Annotated in this window: 20 protein-coding genes; 17 read left to right on the top strand and 3 right to left on the bottom strand. The window is 61.0% G+C overall.

Annotated features, from left to right (window positions below; translation table 11 throughout):
* Nucleotides 1-263: 263 nt before the first annotated feature.
* The 15 genes from MUM_RS0119610 to MUM_RS0119540 all read left to right on the top strand — a co-directional run bounded on the left by MUM_RS0119610 (nt 264) and on the right by MUM_RS0119540 (nt 18468).
* Nucleotides 264-2201 carry a bifunctional 5-dehydro-2-deoxygluconokinase/5-dehydro-2-deoxyphosphogluconate aldolase gene (locus tag MUM_RS0119610; protein ID WP_010173176.1) on the top strand — a complete coding sequence of 646 codons (1938 nt, stop codon included), beginning with the start codon at nt 264-266 and terminating at the stop codon, nt 2199-2201.
* A gap of 165 nt (nt 2202-2366) precedes the next feature.
* Complete coding sequence (iolE, locus tag MUM_RS0119605; protein ID WP_010173174.1) at nt 2367-3260, top strand: myo-inosose-2 dehydratase; 894 nt, start codon at nt 2367-2369, stop codon at nt 3258-3260.
* Nucleotides 3257-4051, top strand: a complete 795-nt coding sequence (iolB, locus tag MUM_RS0119600; RefSeq protein ID WP_010173172.1) for a 5-deoxy-glucuronate isomerase — start codon at nt 3257-3259, stop codon at nt 4049-4051. Before iolE ends, iolB begins: the two co-directional genes overlap by 4 nt.
* A 25-nt stretch (nt 4052-4076) precedes the next feature.
* Nucleotides 4077-5579, top strand: a complete 1503-nt coding sequence (locus MUM_RS0119595; protein WP_010173171.1) for a CoA-acylating methylmalonate-semialdehyde dehydrogenase — start codon at nt 4077-4079, stop codon at nt 5577-5579.
* A 26-nt stretch (nt 5580-5605) separates the two neighbouring features.
* A complete protein-coding gene (locus MUM_RS0119590; protein WP_010173169.1) occupies nt 5606-6421 on the top strand; it encodes a TIM barrel protein in 816 nt (271 codons plus the stop codon).
* A 10-nt stretch (nt 6422-6431) separates the two neighbouring features.
* On the top strand, nt 6432-8363 hold the full coding sequence (iolD, locus tag MUM_RS0119585; protein WP_010173167.1) for a 3D-(3,5/4)-trihydroxycyclohexane-1,2-dione acylhydrolase (decyclizing): 1932 nt from the start codon (nt 6432-6434) through the stop codon (nt 8361-8363).
* 19 nt (nt 8364-8382) lie between these two features.
* Entirely contained in the window at nt 8383-9393 is a 1011-nt protein-coding gene (locus MUM_RS0119580) for a Gfo/Idh/MocA family protein (RefSeq protein WP_010173165.1), read from the top strand.
* A 160-nt stretch (nt 9394-9553) separates the two neighbouring features.
* Nucleotides 9554-10414 (top strand): sugar phosphate isomerase/epimerase family protein, encoded by an 861-nt coding sequence (locus MUM_RS0119575; protein ID WP_010173163.1) that lies wholly within the window; start codon nt 9554-9556, stop codon nt 10412-10414.
* 67 nt (nt 10415-10481) lie between these two features.
* Nucleotides 10482-11522, top strand: coding sequence for a Gfo/Idh/MocA family protein (locus MUM_RS0119570; RefSeq protein ID WP_010173161.1), 1041 nt, complete (start codon nt 10482-10484; stop codon nt 11520-11522).
* Between the two features lie 366 nt (nt 11523-11888).
* Nucleotides 11889-12824 (top strand): sugar ABC transporter substrate-binding protein, encoded by a 936-nt coding sequence (locus tag MUM_RS0119565; protein WP_010173158.1) that lies wholly within the window; start codon nt 11889-11891, stop codon nt 12822-12824.
* Between the two features lie 63 nt (nt 12825-12887).
* Nucleotides 12888-14447 carry a sugar ABC transporter ATP-binding protein gene (locus tag MUM_RS0119560; protein WP_010173155.1) on the top strand — a complete coding sequence of 520 codons (1560 nt, stop codon included), beginning with the start codon at nt 12888-12890 and terminating at the stop codon, nt 14445-14447.
* 60 nt (nt 14448-14507) lie between these two features.
* A complete protein-coding gene (locus tag MUM_RS0119555) occupies nt 14508-15545 on the top strand; it encodes an ABC transporter permease (RefSeq protein ID WP_003214704.1) in 1038 nt (345 codons plus the stop codon).
* 421 nt (nt 15546-15966) lie between these two features.
* Nucleotides 15967-16371 carry a TraR/DksA family transcriptional regulator gene (locus MUM_RS0119550; protein WP_010173153.1) on the top strand — a complete coding sequence of 135 codons (405 nt, stop codon included), beginning with the start codon at nt 15967-15969 and terminating at the stop codon, nt 16369-16371.
* Nucleotides 16372-16468: 97 nt separating this feature from the next.
* Entirely contained in the window at nt 16469-18139 is a 1671-nt protein-coding gene (locus tag MUM_RS0119545) for a methyl-accepting chemotaxis protein (protein ID WP_443216244.1), read from the top strand.
* 125 nt (nt 18140-18264) lie between these two features.
* Nucleotides 18265-18468, top strand: coding sequence for a hypothetical protein (locus tag MUM_RS0119540; RefSeq protein WP_010173149.1), 204 nt, complete (start codon nt 18265-18267; stop codon nt 18466-18468).
* 5 nt (nt 18469-18473) lie between these two features.
* Here MUM_RS0119540 and MUM_RS0119535 read toward each other — a convergent pair whose 3' ends face one another.
* The 3 genes from MUM_RS0119535 to MUM_RS1000000133390 all read right to left on the bottom strand — a co-directional run bounded on the left by MUM_RS0119535 (nt 18474) and on the right by MUM_RS1000000133390 (nt 19371).
* Nucleotides 18474-18710 (bottom strand): DUF2789 domain-containing protein, encoded by a 237-nt coding sequence (locus tag MUM_RS0119535; protein WP_010173147.1) that lies wholly within the window; start codon nt 18708-18710, stop codon nt 18474-18476.
* A gap of 83 nt (nt 18711-18793) precedes the next feature.
* A complete protein-coding gene (locus tag MUM_RS0119530) occupies nt 18794-19024 on the bottom strand; it encodes a hypothetical protein (protein WP_010173145.1) in 231 nt (76 codons plus the stop codon).
* A gap of 143 nt (nt 19025-19167) precedes the next feature.
* Nucleotides 19168-19371 carry a hypothetical protein gene (locus MUM_RS1000000133390; RefSeq protein ID WP_081480109.1) on the bottom strand — a complete coding sequence of 68 codons (204 nt, stop codon included), beginning with the start codon at nt 19369-19371 and terminating at the stop codon, nt 19168-19170.
* 464 nt (nt 19372-19835) lie between these two features.
* Between MUM_RS1000000133390 and MUM_RS0119520 the strand changes: the two genes are divergently transcribed.
* Both MUM_RS0119520 and MUM_RS0119515 read left to right on the top strand, forming a co-directional pair.
* Complete coding sequence (locus tag MUM_RS0119520) at nt 19836-20285, top strand: hypothetical protein (protein ID WP_010173142.1); 450 nt, start codon at nt 19836-19838, stop codon at nt 20283-20285.
* Between the two features lie 121 nt (nt 20286-20406).
* Nucleotides 20407-21423 (top strand): ABC transporter substrate-binding protein, encoded by a 1017-nt coding sequence (locus tag MUM_RS0119515; RefSeq protein ID WP_010173140.1) that lies wholly within the window; start codon nt 20407-20409, stop codon nt 21421-21423.
* Nucleotides 21424-21464 lie beyond the last annotated feature (41 nt).

Genomic DNA, 21464 nt, shown 5'->3' with positions numbered 1-21464 from the left:
CGCCCCTGACAATAAGTCGATGTGCGCAAGTCTACAGGGTAGGCGCAAAAAAATACCTCGGCATCCCGCCACACGGTGCGGCTGAAACGATGCACCGTGGCTGGAACACACCGATGATGGCGTATTGGAAAATATATTCCACAAAAAATATTTATAGAATAAATATTGATTGGCGCCCCCAGACGTTCTAGTCTGCTTGCACCAAGAGCGTATGCCGCCACCACGACGGCAGACGCAGGCTGATAAAAATAACAGGAGCCAGCATGGGCCAGACTCGTTTTGCCAGTGGGCGTCAATTGGATCTGATTTGCCTGGGACGCCTGGGCGTCGACCTTTACGCACAACAAGTGGGTGCACGGCTGGAGGATGTCTCAAGCTTCGCCAAGTACCTCGGCGGTTCCTCCGCCAACATCGCGTTCGGCACCGCGCGGCTGGGGCTCAAGTCGGCAATGTTGAGCCGGGTGGGTGACGACCATATGGGGCGTTTCCTGCTGGAGTCCCTGGCCCGCGAAGGCTGCGACGTCAGCGGCATCAAGGTCGACCCGGAACGCCTCACCGCCATGGTGCTGCTGGGCCTCAAGGACCGTGAAACCTTCCCGCTGGTGTTCTACCGCGAGAACTGCGCCGACATGGCCCTGCGCGCCGAAGACATCAGCGAAGCGTTCATTGCTTCCAGCAAGGCGTTGCTGATCACCGGCACTCACTTCTCCACCGACGGCGTGTACAAGGCCAGCATCCAGGCCCTGGACTATGCCGAGAAGCACAACGTCAAACGCGTGCTCGACATCGACTACCGCCCCGTGCTCTGGGGCCTGGCCGGCAAGGCCGACGGTGAGACCCGGTTTGTGGCCGACCAGAATGTCAGCCAGCATGTGCAAAAAATCCTCCCGCGCTTTGACCTGATCGTCGGCACCGAAGAAGAATTCCTGATTGCCGGTGGCAGCGAAGACTTGCTGACGGCTTTGCGTACCGTGCGCGGCCTGACCTCGGCCACCCTGGTGGTCAAGCTCGGCCCGCAAGGTTGCACGGTAATCCACGGCGACATCCCGGCCCGCCTCGAAGACGGCGCGATCTACCCCGGTGTGCGGGTGGAAGTCCTCAACGTCTTGGGCGCCGGTGACGCGTTCATGTCCGGCTTCCTCAGCGGCTGGCTTGAAGACGCCAGCGACGAGCGCTGCTGCCAGTTGGCCAATGCCTGTGGCGGCCTGGTGGTGTCCCGCCATGCCTGCGCCCCGGCCATGCCGACCCGTGCCGAACTCGATTACCTGTTCAACAGCCCGGTGCCGATTACCCGCCCGGACCAGGACGCGGTGCTGCAACGCCTGCACCAGGTCAGCGTGCCGCGCAAAGCCTGGAAGCAGCTCTTTGTGTTTGCCTTCGACCATCGCTGGCAATTAGTGGAACTGGCACAAAAGGGCGGCCAGGACCCGGCGCGCATCAGCGCCCTCAAGCAGCTGTTTATCCAGGCTGTGGAACGGGTTGAAAGCAAACTGGCGGAGCAGGGCGTCGAGGCCGATGTGGGGATTCTGGCCGACCAGCGCTTCGGCCAGGACGCACTGAACGCCGCCAGCGGTCGCGGCTGGTGGATCGCCCGCCCCGTGGAAGTCCAGAACTCCCGGCCATTGGTCTTTGAGCACGGTCGCTCGGTGGGCAGCAACCTGATTGCCTGGCCTCAGGAACAGATCATCAAGTGCCTGGTGCAATTTCACCCCGACGACGAACCGCTGCTGCGCCTGGAACAGGAAGCGCAACTCAAGAGCCTGTACCAGGCGTCCCTGGTCAGCGGTCATGAGTTGTTGCTGGAAGTGGTGCCGCCCAAGGATCACCCGTCCACCTATCCCGATGTGCTCTATCGCAGCCTCAAACGCCTGTACAACCTGGGTATCTACCCGGCGTGGTGGAAGATTGAAGCGCAGTCGGCCGAAGACTGGAAAAAGCTCGACGAACTGATTCAGGAGCGCGATCCCTACTGCCGCGGCGTGGTGCTGCTGGGGCTGAACGCCTCGGCCGAATGCCTGGCCGATGGCTTCCGGCAAGCCAGCCAGAGCCAGACCTGCCGTGGTTTCGCCGTGGGCCGCACGATCTTCCAGGAGCCAAGCCGTGCCTGGCTGGCCGGGGAGATTGACGATGAGGGGTTGATTCAACAAGCCCAGGGCATCTTTGAACAATTGATCAATGCCTGGCGCAGCGCCCGAAGTTAAACCCCGGTCGTTGAATTGGAATGCAATCAAATGTGGGAGCTGGCTTGCCTGCGATGGCATCACCTCGGTACACCTGTTAGACCGAGTCGCCCGCATCGCAGGCAAGCCAGCTCCCACATAAATCAGATCTCAGGCAACTCTGAAAAAACAATAATAGGTGCAGCCATGCCCGCTATCCGAATTGGCATCAACCCGATCTCCTGGAGCAACGACGACCTGCCGGCCCTGGGCGGCGAAACGCCGTTGAGCACAGCCCTCAGTGAGGGCAAGGACATCGGCTACGAAGGCTTCGAACTCAACGGCAAGTTCCCCAAGGACGCCAAAGGCGTCGGCGATGTACTGCGCCCGTATGACCTGGCACTGGTCTCCGGCTGGTACTCCAGCCGCCTGGCCCGGCGCTCGGTGGCGGAAGAAATCGAGGCCATCGCCGGTCACCTCGAACTGCTGCGCGAGAACTGCGCCAGCGTGCTGGTGTACGGCGAAGTCGCCGACTCGATCCAGGGTTCGCCGGTGCGCCTGATGGAACGCCCGCGTTTCCACAGCGAACAGGCCTGGCAGGCGTACGCCGACAAACTCACCGAGCTGGCACGCTTCACCCTGTCCCAGGGCGTGCGCCTGGCGTACCACCACCATATGGGTGCCTACGTCGAATCCCCGGAAGACATTGACCAACTGATGCGCCGCACCGGCCCGGAAGTCGGCCTGCTGTTCGATTCGGGCCACTGCTACATGGGCGGCGGCGAACCTATCGAGGTGCTGCGCAAACACATCGACCGCATCTGCCACGTGCACTTCAAGGACGTGCGCAAACCGGTGGTGCAACTGGCGCGCAACCAGATGTGGAGCTTCCCGGACTGCATCGTCAACGGCACCTTCACTGTGCCCGGCGACGGTGATATCGACTTCGCCGCGCTGCTGGACGTGCTGCTGGCCGCCGACTACCACGGCTGGCTGGTGGTGGAAGCCGAGCAGGATCCGGCAGTGGCGCCCAGCTACATCTATGCGAAGAAGGGTTACGACACCCTGCGCGCACTGTTGAGCGAGAGGACTGGACAATGAGCCTGTTGGTCAAAAGCAGCAAACGCGGACAGACCATGGTCGCGCTGGAAGAAGGGCGCCTGGAATACGTGGGCTTCGCCGCCTACCGCCTGAGCCTGGGTGAAAGCTTGCCGGTCACCGCCGGTGATAAAGAACTGTGCCTGGTGCTGCTCAGCGGCCGGGTGACCATTGAGGGCGAAGGCTTCAACTGGGAAAACCTCGGCGATCGCCACTCGGTGTTCGAAGACAAATCCCCCTTTGCTGCCTACCTGCCACCGGGCACCGACGCCCAGGTCACCGCGCTGAGCGACGTGCAAATCGCGGTCTGCGCGGCTCCCGGTTCGACTGACGCAGGTCTTGCGCCTCGATTGATCCGCCCCGAGCAATGCAAACGCAGCGTACGCGGCAAGGGCGCCAACACCCGCTACGTGTGCGACATCCTGCCCGACAGCGAGCCTGCCCATTCGCTGCTGGTGGTGGAGGTGCGCACGCCGTCCGGTCACTCGTCGAGTTACCCGCCCCACAAGCACGACACCGATGACTTGCCGCACCAGAGCTTTCTCGAAGAAACCTATTACCACCAGATCAACCCGCCCCAGGGCTTTGTGTTCCAGCGCGTCTACACCGACGACCGCAGCATCGACCAGGCCATGGCCGTGGAAAACAGCGACCTGGTGGTGGTGCCCAAGGGGTATCACCCGGTCAGCGTGCCGTATGGCTACGAGTCCTACTACCTGAACGTGATGGCCGGGCCCAAGCGCGCCTGGCATTTCCATAACGACCCGCAGCACAGCTGGCTGCTGGATCTTTAAACACTTTCGACGGAGAACAAGAACAATGAGCAACGCCCCGGTAATCGGCCATTACATCAACGGCCAGGTGCAGGACAGCGACAGTGAGCGTTTCAGCCCTGTGTTCAACCCGGCCACCGGCGAGGTCCAGGCCCGCGTCGGGCTTGCCAGCCAGAAGACCGTCGATGAAGCCGTGGCCTCGGCACTGAACGCCTTCCCGGCGTGGTCCGAGCAATCGTCCCTGCGCCGTTCGCGGGTGCTGTTCAAGTTCAAGGAGTTGCTCGACCAGCACCACGATGAACTGGCCGAAATCATCAGCCGCGAGCACGGCAAAGTGTTCTCCGACGCCAAGGGCGAAGTCACCCGCGGCATCGAGATCGTCGAGTACGCCTGTGGCGCGCCCAACCTGTTGAAAACCGATTTCAGCGACAACATCGGCGGCGGCATCGACAACTGGAACCTGCGCCAGCCCCTGGGCGTGTGCGCCGGCATTACCCCGTTCAACTTCCCGGTGATGGTGCCGTTGTGGATGATCCCGCTGGCCCTGGCCACCGGTAACTGCTTCATCCTCAAACCGTCCGAGCGTGACCCGTCCGCCAGTTTGCTGATGGCCCGTCTGTTGACCGAAGCCGGGCTGCCCGACGGTGTGTTCAACGTGGTGCAGGGCGACAAGAGCGCGGTGGACGGCCTGTTGCAGCACCCGGACATCGAAGCGATTTCATTTGTCGGCTCCACGCCGATTGCCGAGTACATCCATCAGCAGGCCACCCAGCGCGGCAAGCGTGTGCAGGCGTTGGGCGGCGCGAAGAACCATATGATCGTGATGCCGGATGCTGACCTGGATCAGGCGGCCGACGCCTTGATCGGCGCGGCCTACGGCTCGGCCGGCGAGCGTTGCATGGCGATTTCGATTGCGGTGGTGGTGGGTGATGTCGGCGACAAGCTGATCGAAAAACTGCTGCCGCGCATTGACCAGTTGAAGGTCGGCAACGGCATGCAGAAAGACAGCGAGATGGGCCCGTTGGTCACCGCCGAACACAAGGCCAAGGTCGAGGGCTTTATCGACCAGGGCGTGGCCCAGGGCGCGAAGCTGATCGTCGATGGCCGTGGCTTCAAGGTGCCGGGGGCGGAGGGTGGTTTCTTCGTCGGCGCGACCTTGTTCGATAACGTCACGACCGAGATGAGCATCTACCAGCAAGAGATCTTCGGGCCGGTGCTGGGCATCGTGCGGGTGGCGGATTTTGCCAGCGCGGTGGCCTTGATCAACGCCCACGAGTTCGGCAACGGCGTGTCGTGCTTTACCAGCGACGGCGGCATTGCCCGCGCGTTTGCCCGCACCATCAAGGTCGGCATGGTCGGCATCAACGTGCCAATTCCGGTGCCCATGGCCTGGCATTCGTTTGGTGGCTGGAAGCGCTCGCTGTTCGGCGACCACCATGCCTACGGCGAAGAAGGCATTCGTTTCTACAGCCGCTACAAAAGCGTCATGCAACGCTGGCCCGACAGTATTGCCAAGGGCCCTGAATTCAGCATGCCAACCGCCAAGTAATTTTTCGAGTGTGGAGCACAACAATAATGAAGTCGCCTCTACGTTTTGCCCTCAACCGCATGGTCGCCCCCAGCCTTTCCCTGCCGGATTTCATCCAGCTGGCGGTGACTCTCAAATGCGATGCCATCGAGATCCGCAACGACCTCAAGGGCATCGAGATTGAAGACGGCACCCCCGCCAGCCGCGTGCGCGAATTGTGCGCGGTGCACGGCATCACCGTGCTGTCGATCAACGCGCTGTACCCGTTCGACGTGTGGAATGACGAGCGCCGTGCCCAGGCGATCAAGCTGGCCGCCTATGCCCGCGAAAGCGGCGCGCAGGCGTTGGTGATGTGCCCGTTGAACGACCGCGCCGACCCGCGCAACGAAGCCCAGCGTGCCGCCGGTTTGCGCACGGCCTTGAGTGAGCTGGCGCCGATCCTGCGGGAGTACGGGATTCTCGGGTTTGTCGAGCCCCTGGGCTTTGAAGAATGCTCCCTGCGCCGCAAACGCGTGGCGGTGGACGCGATCAAGGCCATCGGCGGGCTGGATGTGTTCCGCGTGGTGCACGACACTTTCCACCACCACCTGGCCAGTGAACATGAGTTCTTCCCGGACCTGACCGGGCTGGTGCACATCTCCGGTGTGGAAGACGCCGACGCGCCGCTGAACTCGATCCGTGACGGCCACCGCGTGCTGGTGGGCGAGGCGGACATCCTCGGCAACGCCGCGCAGATCGACACCTTGCTCAGCACCGGCTACAGCGGCTACCTGTCGTTCGAGCCGTTCGCCGAAAGCGTGCACGGCCTGGCCGACATCAAGCAGGCGCTGGGGGCGAGCATCGCCCACCTGCAAAAACGATAAGGGGCACCCCATGACCACAACCCGATTGACCATGGCCCAGGCCCTGGTGAAGTTTCTGGATAACCAGTACATCGAAGTCGACGGTGTGCAGAGCAAGTTTGTCGCGGGCATCTTCACGATTTTCGGCCACGGCAATGTGCTGGGCTTGGGGCAGGCCCTGGAGCAGGACAGCGGCGACCTGGTGGTGCATCAGGGCCGCAACGAACAAGGCATGGCCCACGCGGCGATTGGTTTTGCCAAGCAGCACCTGCGCCGCAAGATCTACGCCTGCACCTCTTCGGTCGGGCCGGGCGCGGCGAACATGTTGACCGCCGCGGCGACCGCGACCGCCAACCGCATTCCGTTGCTGCTGTTGCCCGGCGATGTCTACGCCAGCCGCCAGCCGGACCCGGTGCTGCAACAGATCGAACAGTTCCACGATTTGAGCATCAGCACCAACGACGCCTTTCGTGCGGTGAGCAAATACTGGGACCGTATCAATCGTCCGGAACAACTGATGACGGCGGCGATCCACGCCATGCGCGTGCTCACCGACCCCGCCGAAACCGGCGCGGTGACCCTGGCTTTGCCGCAGGATGTGCAGGGCGAAGCGTGGGATTACCCGGATTACTTCCTGCAAAAACGCGTGCACCGTATCGACCGCCGCCCGGCGACCGAAGCGATGCTGGGCGACGCCGTGGCGGCGTTCAAAGGCAAGCGCAAACCGCTGATCGTATGTGGCGGCGGGGTCAAATACTCCGGCGCGAATGCCGCGCTGCAAGCCTTTGCCGAACGCTTCGACATTCCTTTCGCGGAAACCCAGGCGGGCAAGAGCGCGGTGGTGTCCAGCCATCCGCTGAACGTCGGCGGCCTCGGTGAAACCGGCTGCCTGGCGGCGAACCTGTTGGCGCCGGAGGCTGATCTGATCATTGGTATCGGCACGCGTTATACCGACTTCACCACCTCGTCGAAGTCATTGTTCAAGCACCCCGAGGTGCGGTTTCTCAACCTCAATATCAGCCCGTGCGATGTGCTGAAACTGGACGCCGTGCAACTGCTGGCGGATGCCAAGGTGGGCCTGGAAGCGCTGGCCGAGGCCCTGGGTGACTACCGCTCCAGCTGGGGCGATCAACCACGGGACGCCAAGGTACAGTTGGACGCCGAAGTCGACCGCATCTATCAGGCCGACTACCAGACTGAAAACTTCGTGCCGGAAATCAACGACCACATGGACCCGGCGGTGCTGCGTGAATTCATCGAATTGACCGGCTCCTGCCTGACCCAAAGCCGCGTGCTCGGCGTGCTCAATGAAACCCTGGCCGACGACGCGATCATCGTCGCCGCCGCCGGCAGCCTGCCCGGTGACTTGCAGCGCAGCTGGCGCAGCAAGGGCGTCAACACGTACCACGTCGAGTACGGTTATTCGTGCATGGGTTATGAGGTCAATGCGGCCCTGGGCGTCAAGCTGGCCGAGCCTGAGCGCGAGGTGTACGCGCTGGTGGGTGACGGCTCCTACATGATGCTGCACTCGGAGCTGGCCACCTCGATCCAGGAGCGCCGCAAGATCAACGTGGTGCTGCTGGACAACATGACCTTCGGCTGCATCAACAACCTGCAGATGGAACACGGCATGGACAGCTTCGGCACCGAGTTCCGGTTCCGTAACCCTGAAACCGGCAAGCTCGACGGCGGTTTTGTGCCGGTGGACTTCGCCATGAGCGCGGCGGCCTATGGCTGCAAGACCTACAAGGTCACCACCGTGGAGCAGCTGCAGGCGGCGCTGGCCGATGCGCGCACGCAAACGGTGTCGACGCTGATTGATATCAAGGTTCTGCCCAAAACCATGATCCACAAGTACCTGTCGTGGTGGCGAGTCGGTGTGGCGCAAGTGTCCACCAGCGCGCGCACCGATGCGGTGGCCAAACAACTCAATGAACGCCTGGCCAAGGCCCGGCAGTACTAATAACAAGAGGAGTGTTTTCATGTCTTTGAAGTTGGGTGTTATCGGTACTGGCGCCATCGGCCAGGATCATATTCGTCGTTGCAGCCAGACCTTGCTCAACAGCCAGGTAGTCGCCGTGACGGACATCAACCTTGAGCAAGCTGCCAAGGTCGTCGCTGACCTGAAACTCACCGCCGAGGTTTACCCGGACGGCCACGCGCTGATCAACTCGCCGCAAGTCGAAGCGATCCTGGTGACCTCCTGGGGCCCGAGCCACGAAGAATTCGTGCTGGCGGCGATTGCTGCCGGCAAACCGGTGTTCTGCGAGAAGCCGTTGGCCGTGACCGCCGAAGGCTGCCGCAAGATCGTCGAAGCCGAAGTGGCCCACGGCAAGCGCCTGGTGCAAGTGGGCTTCATGCGCCCTTATGACCACGGCTATCGCGCCCTCAAAGCCGTGATCGACAGCGGCCAGATCGGCGAGCCGCTGATGCTGCACTGTGCCCACCGCAACCCGAGGGTGGGTGAGAACTACAAGACCGACATGGCGATCACCGACACCCTGATCCACGAGCTGGATGTGTTGCGCTGGTTGCTGGCCGATGACTATGTGTCGGTGCAGGTGGTGTTCCCGCGTAAATCGAGCAAGGCGTTGGCGCACTTGCGTGACCCGCAGATCGTGCTGCTGGAAACCGCCAAGGGCACGCGCATCGATGTGGAAGTGTTTGTGAACTGCCAGTACGGCTATGACATTCAGTGTGAAGTGGTGGGGGAGACCGGCATTGCGAAATTGCCGGAACCGTCCCAGGTGCAGATGCGCAGCGGGGCCAAACTGTCGAACGCGATTCTGATGGATTGGAAAGACCGGTTCATCGCGGCTTATGACGTTGAGCTGCAGGCGTTTATCGACGGTGTACGGGCCGGGCAGGTGGAGGGGCCGTCGGCGTGGGATGGTTTTGCGGCGGCGGTGGCGGCGGATGCGTGCATCGAGGCGCAGAACAGTGGGCAGATTGTGAAAGTGGGGCTGCCAGAGCGTCCACGTTTTTACGGCTGACACCTATTCCACTGGAGGAACCCGATCAGTGTGGGAGCAGGCTTGCCTGCGATGACGGCGGCACATTCAACAAGACTGTCGCCTGATACACCGCTATCGCAGGCAAGCCAGCTCCCACATTTGATCGGGTTCCAACATCAGATTTGGGAGCGTTTCTAACATGCGCATCGCATTAGACCCCTACATGTACCGCCACCTGCCCCTCGGCCAAATGGTCGACAAGGCCGCCGAACTCGGATACCAGCACATCGAACTCTCGCCCCGGGAAGACTTCCTGCCGTTCTACAAGGCCGCCCGGGTCGACCGGGCGCGCATCAAGGAGTTTCGCAAGGCCCTGAGCGACGCCGGCGTGCAGCTCTCGTCCCTGTTGCCCATGTACCACTGGGCCGCCGCCGACGAAGGCTTGCGGGTTGCCGCCGTACGCAACTGGAAGCGCGCGATCCAGATCGCCGTGGAAATGGACTGCGAACTGGTCAACACCGAATTCACCGGCCAATCCGACAACCCGCTGGTGTGCGAAAACCAGTTCATGCGCTCCATGGACGAACTGATGCCGGAGTTCGAGCGCGAAGGCGTGAAGCTGGATATCCAGGCGCACCCGTACGACTTCTGCGAGCGCAACAACGAGTCGGTGGACATCATTCGCGGTCTCGACCGCGACTGGATCAACTACCTCTACGCCGCGCCCCACACCTTCTTCTATGACGACGGCAAGGGCGATATCGCCTCGATGCTCAAGTACGCAGGCGCCAAGCTCAGCCACTTGATCATCGCCGACACCTACAACCACCGGGCGTCCTCCAACCTGCGCTACATCGTCAACCCGCCGGGCGTCACGGCCACCGTGCATCAGCACCTGGACATCGGCCAGGGCGAGGTCAACTGGGAGGCGTTTTTCGGCACCCTGCGGGAAATCAAGTTCGACGGCATCGCCACGGTGTCGGTGTTTGCCTGGGAAGACCGGCCGGATGAGTCCAACCGGATGATGCTGGAGCGGGTCACCCGAGAGCTGTGCGGTTAGACCGTTGTGGCTTGCTCTGTGGCCAGGGAGCAAGCTCCCTCGCCACCATTAACCAAGGAGTATTTGTATGCGAATCGGACTGGTTGGATACGGCCACGGTGGCCGCTTTTTTCACGCACCGCTGATTGCCAGCCTGCCGGGGGCGACCTTTGTCGGCGTGGTCACCCGTTCACCTGAACGCCGCCAACAGTTGGCGAAAGAGCATCCCGGAGTAAAAGCCTTCGATAGCATCGGCCAGATCGTCGAGGCGGGCGTCGATGCGCTGGTGATCTCCACCACCCTCAAGGGCCGCCCCGCGCTGGTGCTGGAAGCCATCGAGCACGGCGTGGCGGTGGTCAGTGACAAACCTTTTGCCAGCAATGCCGAACAAGCTCAGGCGTTGATTACCGCCGCCGAGCGCCAGGGCGTGTTGCTCAGCGTCTACCAGAACCGGCGCTGGGACTCGGACTTCCTGACCCTGCGCAAGTTGATCGACGCCGGCGCATTGGGCACCGTCACCCGCTTCGAGTCCCGGGTGGAACGCTACAACCCGGGCTCCGTGGGCAATGCCAGCGGCGGCGGATTCCTGCGGGACCTGGGCAGCCATCTGGTGGACCAGGCCCTGCAATTGTTCGGCCCGGTGGATCGGGTGTTCGCGCAATTGCACTACACCGAACAGGAGCCCACTGTGGATCACGGTTTCTTCGTGTCCATGACCCATGCCAACGGGGTGATTTCCCACCTGTGGGGCAGTGCCCTGCAGAACAGCCAGGCGCCGCGTTTCCGGGTGAATGGCACCGCGGGTTGCTACACCGTGGAAGGGCTGGACGGTCAGGAAGCGTTGCTGATGGCCGGCAAGACACCCAAAACCGAAGGCGAGCACTGGGGCGCCGAGGAGCATCGACGCTGGGGCTGGTTCGAGCAAGGCGAGGAGCGCGAGCGTGTCCCGTCGGAAAAGGGTCGCTGGAATCAGTTCTATAGCCAGCTGCAAAGCGCGGTGGAAGGTCATGGCCCGCTGCCGGTGGATGCCCGGGATGCACTGGAAACCACCCGTGTACTGGACGCGGCACGCCTCAGTTCCGAACGCCGGCAGGTGGTGGAAATGGCCGCTTTGGAAAGCCATAAATGAAAAATAGAATAAAATTCTAAAATAAGTTGATATGGAAATTATTTTCCAATAAAGTCATTTCCAGGTTGCATAAAGTACGTTCGGACTCGATTCGGGCGACTCGACAAAAACAAGATCAAAACAACCAGGTACCGTCAGATGAAAATCTTCAACGCTGTACTGCGAGTTTTACGTCCTGCCCTCACGCCACGCGGTCTGCCCCGCGCCCGGCCGTTTTACTTCTCCCTCCTGAATGTCCTGTGCGTCGAAAGCAAGGGTTCCCTGGTGTGCTGCATTCCGGGGGCGCCGATCGTTCGACTGCCGACAGCTTCGCTCTGAAAAACGCAACGTCCACAAAACCAACAAGAAATTGGAGACAGACCGTTCATGAAGACCCCGATCCGTTTTACCGCACTGGCCCTGTCCATGATGCTCGCCAGTGGTTTCGCCACGGCCGCCGATATCAAGGTGGGCGTGAGCATGTCGGCATTCGACGACACCTTCCTGACCTACCTGCGTGAGGACATGGACAAGCAAGCCAAGTCCTACCCCAAGGGTGACGGCGTACAGCTGCAGTTCGAAGACGCCCGCGCCGACGTGGTCAAGCAACTGAGCCAGGTCGAGAACTTTATCAGCCAGAAAGTCGACGCCATCATCGTCAACCCGGTCGACACCGCGTCTACCGCCAATATCAGTAAAGCGGCGCTCGCGGCAGGCATTCCGCTGGTGTACGTCAACCGCCGTCCCGACCAGACAGATTTGCCCAAGGGCATCGTGGCGGTGACGTCCAACGACGTCGAGGCCGGCCGGCTGCAAATGCAGTACATCGCCGAAAAGCTCGGCGGCAAGGGCAAGATCGTGATCCTGCTGGGTGACCTGGCGAATAACTCCACCACCAACCGCACCAAGGGCGTCAAGGAAGTCCTGGCCAAATACCCGGACATCAAGATCGAGCAGGAGCAGACCGGCATCTGGCTGCGTGACAAGGGCATGACCCTGGTCAACGACTGGCTGACCCAGGGCCGCGAATTCAACGCGGTGCTGGCCAACAACGACGAGATGGCGATTGGCGCGTCCATGGCGTTGAAATCGGCCGGTACCAAGCCGGGCACCGTGCTGATTGCCGGGGTTGATGGCACGCCGGACGGTCTGAACGCGATCACCAAGGGCGACATGGCCGCGTCGGCGTTCCAGGACGCCAACGGCCAGGCCGTGGGTTCGGTGGAAGCCGCGCGCAAGATGGCCAGGCACGAGCCGGTCGAGCAGAACGTGGTGATCCCGTTCAAGCTGATCACCCCGGACAACGTCAAAGACTTCAAGTAGCCCTTAATAACAACAATAAACCGGCAGGGCAGCCACGGCGGCCCTGCTGACGGAGTACCCGATATGTTTGCTCAAGCCACTGCTTCGCAAGCCCCGCTGCCGGGCCCTCAGCCCGACGGGCCGAGCGAGCCCTACCTGCTGGAAATTTCCAACATCAGCAAAGGCTTTCCCGGCGTCGTGGCCCTGGCCGATGTGCAGCTGCGGGTGCGCCCTGGCTCGGTGTTGGCGCTGATGGGCGAAAACGGCGCGGGCAAGTCGACGCTGATGAAAATCATCGCCGGTATCTATCAGCCCGACGCGGGCGAAATCCGCTTGCGTGGCAAGCCGATCAAATTTGAAACGCCGTTGGCGGCGCAAAAGGCCGGGATCGCGATGATCCACCAGGAACTCAACCTGATGCCGCACATGAGCATCGCCGAGAACATCTGGATCGGCCGTGAGCAGCTCAACGGCCTGCACATGGTCAACCACCGGGAAATGCACCGCTGCACCGCGCAATTGCTGGAGCGGCTGCGGATCAACCTCGACCCGGAAGAACACGTCGGCAACCTGAGCATCGCCGAGCGGCAGATGGTCGAGATTGCCAAGGCGGTGTCCTATGACTCCGACATCCTGATCATGGACGAACCGACGTCAGCCATTACCGACAAAGAAGTGGCCCACCTGTTTTCGATCATTGCCGACCTCAAGTCCCAGGGCAAAGGCATCATCTACATCACCCATAAAATGAACGAAGTGTTCGCCATCGCCGATGAAGTGGCGGTGTTCCGCGACGGTGCCTATATCGGCCTGCAGCGGGCCGACAGCATGGACAGCGACAGCCTGATCTCGATGATGGTGGGGCGTGAGCTGAGCCAGTTGTTCCCGGTGCGCGACAAGCCTATCGGCAAGCTGCTGCTGTCGGTGCGTGACCTGCGCCTGGACGGGGTATTCCAGGGCGTCTCGTTTGACCTGCACGCCGGGGAGATTCTGGGCATCGCCGGGTTGATGGGCTCTGGCCGTACCAACGTGGCCGAAACCATTTTTGGCATTACCCCAAGCTCCGGCGGCGAGATCCAGCTGGACGGCAAGACCGTACGTATCACCGACCCGCACATGGCCATCGAGAAGGGCTTCGCGCTGCTGACCGAAGACCGCAAGCTCAGTGGCCTGTTCCCCTGCCTGTCGGTGCTCGAAAACATGGAAATGGCCGTGCTGCCGCATTACACCGGCAACGGGTTTATCCAGCAGAAAGCCCTGCGGGCCCTGTGTGAGGACATGTGCACCAAGCTGCGGGTGAAAACCCCGTCGCTGGAGCAGTGCATCGACACCTTGTCCGGCGGCAACCAGCAAAAAGCCCTGCTGGCCCGCTGGCTGATGACCAACCCGCGGTTGCTGATCCTCGATGAGCCCACTCGCGGTATCGACGTGGGCGCCAAGGCCGAGATCTACCGGCTGATTTCCTACCTGGCCAGCGAAGGCATGGCGGTGATCATGATTTCTTCGGAGTTGCCGGAAGTGCTGGGCATGAGCGACCGGGTGATGGTGATGCACGAAGGCGACCTGATGGGCACCCTGGACCGCAGCGAAGCGACCCAGGAAAAAGTCATGCAACTGGCTTCCGGTATGACGGCGGTCCACTAACGAACAGACGGCGCCGGCCCGTTGCGGCCGGCGCAACGCGATAAAAAAAGGTGAGTGGTTATGAACGCGATACTGGAAAGCAAACCCGAGGAAAAGAAGCCCGCTGCGGCGCCGGTCAAGCACCGTCGACGCATGCCCACCGAGCTGAGCATCCTGCTGGTGCTGATTGGCATCGGCCTGGTGTTCGAGCTGTTCGGCTGGATCGTGCGGGACCAGAGCTTCCTGATGAACTCCCAGCGCCTGGTGTTGATGATCCTGCAAGTGTCGATCATCGGCCTGCTGGCGATTGGCGTCACCCAGGTGATCATCACGACGGGTATCGATCTGTCGTCGGGCTCGGTGCTGGCGTTGTCGGCGATGATCGCCGCCAGTCTGGCGCAGACTTCCGACTTTTCCCGGGCGGTGTTTCCCTCCCTGACGGACCTGCCGGTGTGGATACCGGTGGCGATGGGCCTGGGCGTGGGGCTGCTGGCGGGGGCTATCAACGGCAGCATCATTGCGGTTACCGGGATCCCGCCGTTTATTGCGACCCTCGGCATGATGGTTTCGGCCCGTGGCCTGGCGCGTTACTACACTGAAGGCCAGCCGGTGAGCATGCTCTCGGACTCCTACACCGCGATCGGCCATGGCGCGATGCCGGTGGTGATCTTTCTGGTGGTGGCGGTGATCTTCCATATCGCCCTGCGCTACACCAAGTACGGCAAATACACCTACGCCATCGGCGGCAACATGCAGGCGGCGCGCACCTCGGGGATCAACGTCAAGCGCCACCTGATCATCGTCTACAGCATCGCCGGCTTGCTGGCAGGCCTGGCCGGCGTGGTGGCCTCGGCACGGGCCGCCACCGGGCAAGCGGGCATGGGCATGTCGTATGAGCTGGACGCGATTGCCGCCGCCGTGATCGGCGGCACCAGCCTGGCGGGCGGGGTAGGGCGTATCACCGGCACCGTGATCGGCGCGCTGATCCTCGGGGTGATGGCCAGCGGGTTTACCTTCGTCGGCGTGGATGCGTACATCCAGGACATCATCAAGGGGCTGATCATCGTGGTGGCGGTGGTGATCGACCAGTATCGCAACAAGCGCAAGCTCAAGCGCTAACACGGTCCTCAGGGCTACATAAATCAACATGTGGGAGCTGGCTTGCCTGCGATAGCATCAACTTGGTTTCGCTGACAGACCGAGTCGTCTGCATCGCGGGCAAGCCCGGCTCCCACATGAGCGTTTTGCCATCAACGTTTAACCGTTTGTCTTCTATATAGCTCCACAACACTGAATTTCTTGCTATAAACGCACTCCGATGACCGTTCGCCGAGCCCGTCCTGGTGCCTTTGCGGGTTATCTTGGAAAAAATGCCTGTCATTTCAGTTGCTGAGCCCTCAAGTCGGCCTTAGACTGCCGCCCCTCGTAAATTGAGTGCCGGGTGGCGCTTGAAATGGATGGCGCCTTTCCGAGACCTGCAGAGGCCTGCCGGAACGCTCCCTTATTCGCCTTGATGCACGTATTTTTTATAGAGAAATCAATGACAAAGGAAAAGTTGCTGGCCATGCCGGCGGATGACTACATGAATGCCGAGCAGCACGCTTTTTTTGAGCAGTTGTTGCAAGACATGAAAGTGGAACACCACGAGCGCATTGAACAGAACCGCATCGCCATCGAAAGCCTGGACACCCCGGCTGACCCGGCTGACGCTGCTTCTGTCGAAGAAGAGCGCACCTGGCTGGTGAATGCCATTGACCGCGACCAGCGCATGCTGCCGCAACTTGAGCAGGCCCTGGGCCGTATCAAGGAAGATTCCTTCGGCTGGTGCGACGACAGCGGCGAGCCTATCGGCCTCAAGCGCCTGCTGATCAGCCCTACCACCAAGTACTGCATCGAAGCGCAAGAGCGCCACGAGCAAATCGACAAGCACCAGCGTCAAGCCTGATGCGGTGAACTGCTGGAGCCGGGTTGCCCGGTTCCCAGCAGAAAACAGCCCGTTCCCCCCGTTTATTGATCTGCTGCAAGCCCCCCACTAAAGGCCCATGGATAATGGCCACATAGTGGCGTCTAATGCAGTCACAATAACGACAAGCAGTGGGGTAACGAACATGGCTGGAGACGGATCTCTCATGGACGCGGCAGCGTCACCACCCGTGGTGGTGCGTCAGTTGCCCGGATGGTTGACGCCGCTCCTGCAAAGTACCGCCCTGGTGCTGTTGCTGCTGGGCCTGGCGTTCGCCCAACTCTCGATTTACCTGTGCGTGCCGGTGGCCCTGTTGCTGATCTGGCTGCCCCGCCTGAAACATCGCACCCCCAGCAGTGCACCTTCCGAAGCCACTGATGCGATCGGCGAGTTGACCCGCGACCTGTCCTACACCACCAGTCATAACGCGTTGTCTGCGGCGGGCGTGGCCTATTCGGTCAAGCAACTGGCGGCCAGGCTGCAATCGCAATTGGGCGCGGCCAGGCAGATTGTCAGCAGTGCCGAAGTGATGATTGGCACCGAGAAGGTCACCTCCGAGTTGAGTCGCCAGGCCCTCGGTGCCGCCAGCCAGGCCCATCAGCGCAGCACCGAAGGGCGCGAAGTGCTGGCGCAATCCATCACCCGCATGCATCAGCTCAGCCAGCGCGCCAACGACAGCCGCCAGTTGATCGAGGCCTTGAGCCAGCGCAGCGAAGAAATCCAGCGCGTCACCCTGGTGATCCAGTCGATCGCCAGCCAGACCAACCTGCTGGCGCTGAACGCGGCGATTGAAGCCGCCCGGGCCGGTGAGCATGGTCGCGGCTTTGCGGTGGTCGCCGACGAAGTACGCGGCCTGGCCGGGCGAACCGCCACCGCGACGGATGAAGTCGGGGTGATGGTGGCGGATATCCAGCAGCGTACCGCCCAGGTGGTGGAGCAGATCCGGCAGTTGTCGGCGGATTTGCAATCCGGTGTCGAACAGGTGGAGCACGCCGGTGAGCAACTGGATAGCATTGCCACCCTGGCAGCGGATGTGGAAGGCCAGGTCAATGAAATCGCCCAGGGCACCGACACCAACCGCGCCCAACTCGACAGCCTGTTCCATGCGGTGGAGCAGATGCGCAGCGATTTGACCGTCAGCGACCAGCAGACCCAACAACTGGCCGCCGCTGCGGTGCAAATGGAAGGGCAGGCCGAAACCATCAGCGAGCGCCTCGCCGAGGTCGGCCTGGACGACTACCACCAACGCATCTACGACCTCGCCCGCGAAGGCGCGAGCCGGATCGCCGCGCAGTTTGAAGCCGACGTGCTGCAAAACCGCATCAGCCTGGACGACCTGTTCGACCGCAGTTACACCCCGATTCCCAACACCCGGCCAAGCAAGTACCACACGCGTTTCGACAGCTACACCGACCAGGTGCTGCCGGCGATCCAGGAGGCCTTGTTGCCCCGGCATGAGGGCCTGGTGTTTGCAATTGCCTGCACGCCACAGGGTTATGTGCCGACCCACAACAAGGCGTTTTCCCAGACATTGACCGGCGATGCCCAGGTGGACGCGCTACAAAACCGCACCAAACGCAAATTTGAAGACCGCACCGGGATCCGCTGTGGCAGCCACCAGCAGGCAGTGTTGCTGCAAACCTACACCCGCGATACCGGCGAGTTGATGCACGACCTGTCGGTGCCGATCACGGTGAATGGCAGGCACTGGGGTGGTTTGCGGCTGGGCTATAAACCCGAGGGACGTTAACCCGACGGGTCGATTGTTGCAGGTTATGCAAGGGAGCTATTCCGGGGATAGCTTTTTCCAACTGGAGGAAAACCGTAGCATGGCGAACATTGTTAGCCAGCTAACTAAATCCCTGGAGGCTCTCCATGCAAAACAAAGTCGATGTCGCCGTGATGATTGGCAGTGGCGTACCGCCAACCCTGCGTGCGCTGGGGCAAAAGGCGTGTTGGGTGGTGTTGCTTAACGGCGAGCAGCGTGGCACAGCCTTCGCCAGTCGTGATGAAGCTGAGGAGTGCAGGGCTGCCTGGGAGGCGCTGTTGCGCCTGGAACAGTCAGACAGCCTGCATTGAGGGAATCAGCGTGGCTGGTGCAGGCGCTGGTTCAGTTCATCGACCGCGATGGCCCACACTGCGTCTTCACGCAGTTCATCTTTCAGGAACTGGGCTTGTTGCGGCGACCAGAAGTCCGCATCGATCAGCTTTACGTCATTGGCCAGTGTGTGTTCGCCGATGAAGGCGTCAATCGCCTCCGGGGACGATTCCAGTCCAAGTTGTTCAAACAGGTCTTCGAGGGTGTAAGTCGGCGCTTCCATATCGTTCTCCATGCAGGCTGATCATCGTATGCATGGGAGGGTTGTAGCGGGGCAGAGTTCGATCGGATTGTCGCCCCGGGTAATCAGGAGGTCAGTGCGCCTGAGTCGACGGCGGCTTTAAGCGCTTTGGCGGCTTCCTTTGCTGCTGTGTGGGCGGCGTCTACGGTTTTGAACCAGCGGTCCTTTTCTACCTGATGGGTCGTCACGGTGGTCAGGGGCGCCTTGGCCCGCATCACGATCACGGCTTGAAATTCACCGTCTACTTCCCTGGCTTCGCCATGGATGAAAAATTCGCCTATATCAAATTCCGTCACGTATAGCCTTCCCTTGGAGGTAATTGCGCTGATGAAACCTGAACCGCAAGGGGACAAATCTCAATGGACGGACCAGTATGGCAGTTGTTACGCGCTGGCGGCGTAGTAAAGTCAACCAGATGACGAAACGACAGCGCCGAGGTTCAGCCGTGGGGCGCTTGCAGGATGGCTTCAAGTTGTTTGGCCAGTTCGCACGCCTGGCGATGGCCGCTGCGAAAACCTTTGATCCGCCCGCTGGGCACTTCAAGGATATGAAAGAAGTTTCTTCCGGCGGGTACTACGCGATAGAGAACCGAATGCAGGCAACTGCCCTGGGTGTATAGGGAGTAGAATTGGCCGTCATCCATAAAAGATGAACCTGTGTTCGAAGGTGTGGCAATCGGTTGAGGTCGTTGCATAATCAGCTCCTGTCGATCGATCCTGCGGACCCGCTTGCAATATTTCGGGTGGTTTTGACCCGTGTTGCTGTTTTAGTATTGTTGTCAGCATCCGGCGTCCGGTTCCATCCAAGGCATTAGTTTCTGTGTTGGATGTCGGAAAACCGCATTTTTTAAGGGTTATTGTCTGAAGTAGGGCGGCCAGTATTCTCCGGCCATTAAACCTGTGATTTCCTGCAACGCTCGGCGACCTTGCGTAAGGTACGTCGGGCACGCCTGTACTAGTCTTATGGCTTTGCAGCGTGGGCCTTCTTCAGTTTTTCAGTGGATTTGTCGTGTGATCGTGCCGTTTCGGCCGTTTTTTTGTGCTGCCCGCCTGGCGGTCAGCACCTTTTTGATGTGGGGGCGTTTCCTTGGCAGTCAGTAATCTGGATATGCACGCGTTGTTCGTGCTGGGTGATTTGCGCGCAAAGTTGGTCAAGCAGTTTCAGTCCCGTTTCGTCTACATCACTGAGCAGACACCTGAAGGTATCTACATCGCCGAGATCGATACCGAAACGGCGCTGGTGGTGGATGACAAGCCGCGACTGGAACTCAAGGTCGGTGATCATTTCCGGGCCGCTGTATTGCCCAGTCGCGAAGGCGGCAAGTTCGAACTGAAGTTTCGCGATATCAAGTTGACGGTGTATGGCTTGGGCGACTACGCCTTTGTTTCCTCGGCCGAAGGCCAGGGCATCGTGTTCAAGGAAGGCCACAGCGTGATGTTGGTATTCGCCGCCAATGAGCAACTGGTAGAGGGCCTGACCAAGACCCTGAAGGCTGTCACCGGCAAGGCCGCCAAATGGCGCAAGGGTGAACTCGTGACCTTCAAGGCCAGCGAGTAACGCCGGTTACATGCCGTGTTCCCCGGAACCTCTACTACAGTTGAGTTGACTTAAGTATTCAGAGGCTTCGCGGTGTTACAGCAAAGCCGTTCGCTATTGCTGTAGGCATGAGGTGCAAAGCATGAAAGGAATTCGAGCACTGTTGGCCGCGTCACTGACGACCCTGAGTCTGTCGGTGGTGTCGCTTCCGGTATCGGCCGCCCAGGCGCCGATTCATTTTGCGGACCTGAACTGGGAAAGTGGCAGCCTGATCACCGAGGTGCTGCGGGTGATTGTCGAAAAGGGCTATGACTTGCCCACCGACACGTTGCCCGGCACCACCATTACCCTGGAAACCGCCCTGGCGAAAAACGATATCCAGGTGATCGGTGAAGAATGGGCCGGCCGCAGCCCGGTGTGGGTCAAGGCCGAGGCTGAGGGCAAAGTGGTGGGCGTGGGGGATATCGTCAAGGGTGCCACCGAAGGCTGGTGGGTGCCGGAATACGTGGTCAAGGGCGACCCGGCCAAAGGCATCAAGCCCCTGGCGCCGGAACTGCGCAGCGTGAAAGACCTGGCGCGCTACAAGGACGTGTTCAAGGACCCCGAAGCACCGGGCAAGGGCCGTTTCCTCAACAGCCCGATCGGCTGGACCTCGGAAGTGGTCAACAAGCAAAAACTCAAGGCGTATGGGCTTGACGACAGCTACGTGAATTTCCGCAGTGGCTCGGGTGCCGCGCTGGACGCCGAGATTGCCTCGTCGATCCGCCGGGGCAAGCCGGTGCTGTTCTATTACTGGTCACCCACCCCGCTGATGGGGCGCTACAAGCTGATCCAGCTCGAAGAGCCACCGTTTGACGCCGAGGCCTGGAAAACGTTGACCGATGCAGACAATCCTGACCCGAAACCCACACGCTCCCTGGCCTCCAAGCTGAGCATCGGTGTGTCCACGCCGTTCCAGAAGGAGCATCCGCAGATCGCTGAGTTCTTTGGCAAGGTCGACTTTCCTATCGAGCCGTTGAACAAAGCGCTGGCCGAGATGAGCGAGAAGCACAGCCCGCCACGTGAAGTCGCCCAGGCGTTCCTCAAGGATCATCCGGAGATCTGGAAGGCATGGTTGACTGAGGATGTGGCGCAGAAGGTGGAGACTAGCCTGAAATAGAAGATACCTGTAGGAGCCCGGCTTGCCGGCGATGGCGCCCT

The organism is Pseudomonas sp. PAMC 25886, assembly GCF_000242655.1.
Lineage (GTDB): Bacteria > Pseudomonadota > Gammaproteobacteria > Pseudomonadales > Pseudomonadaceae > Aquipseudomonas.
The sequence above is the reverse complement of the archived record's forward strand: the minus strand, read 5'-3'. Positions and strand labels throughout refer to the sequence as shown.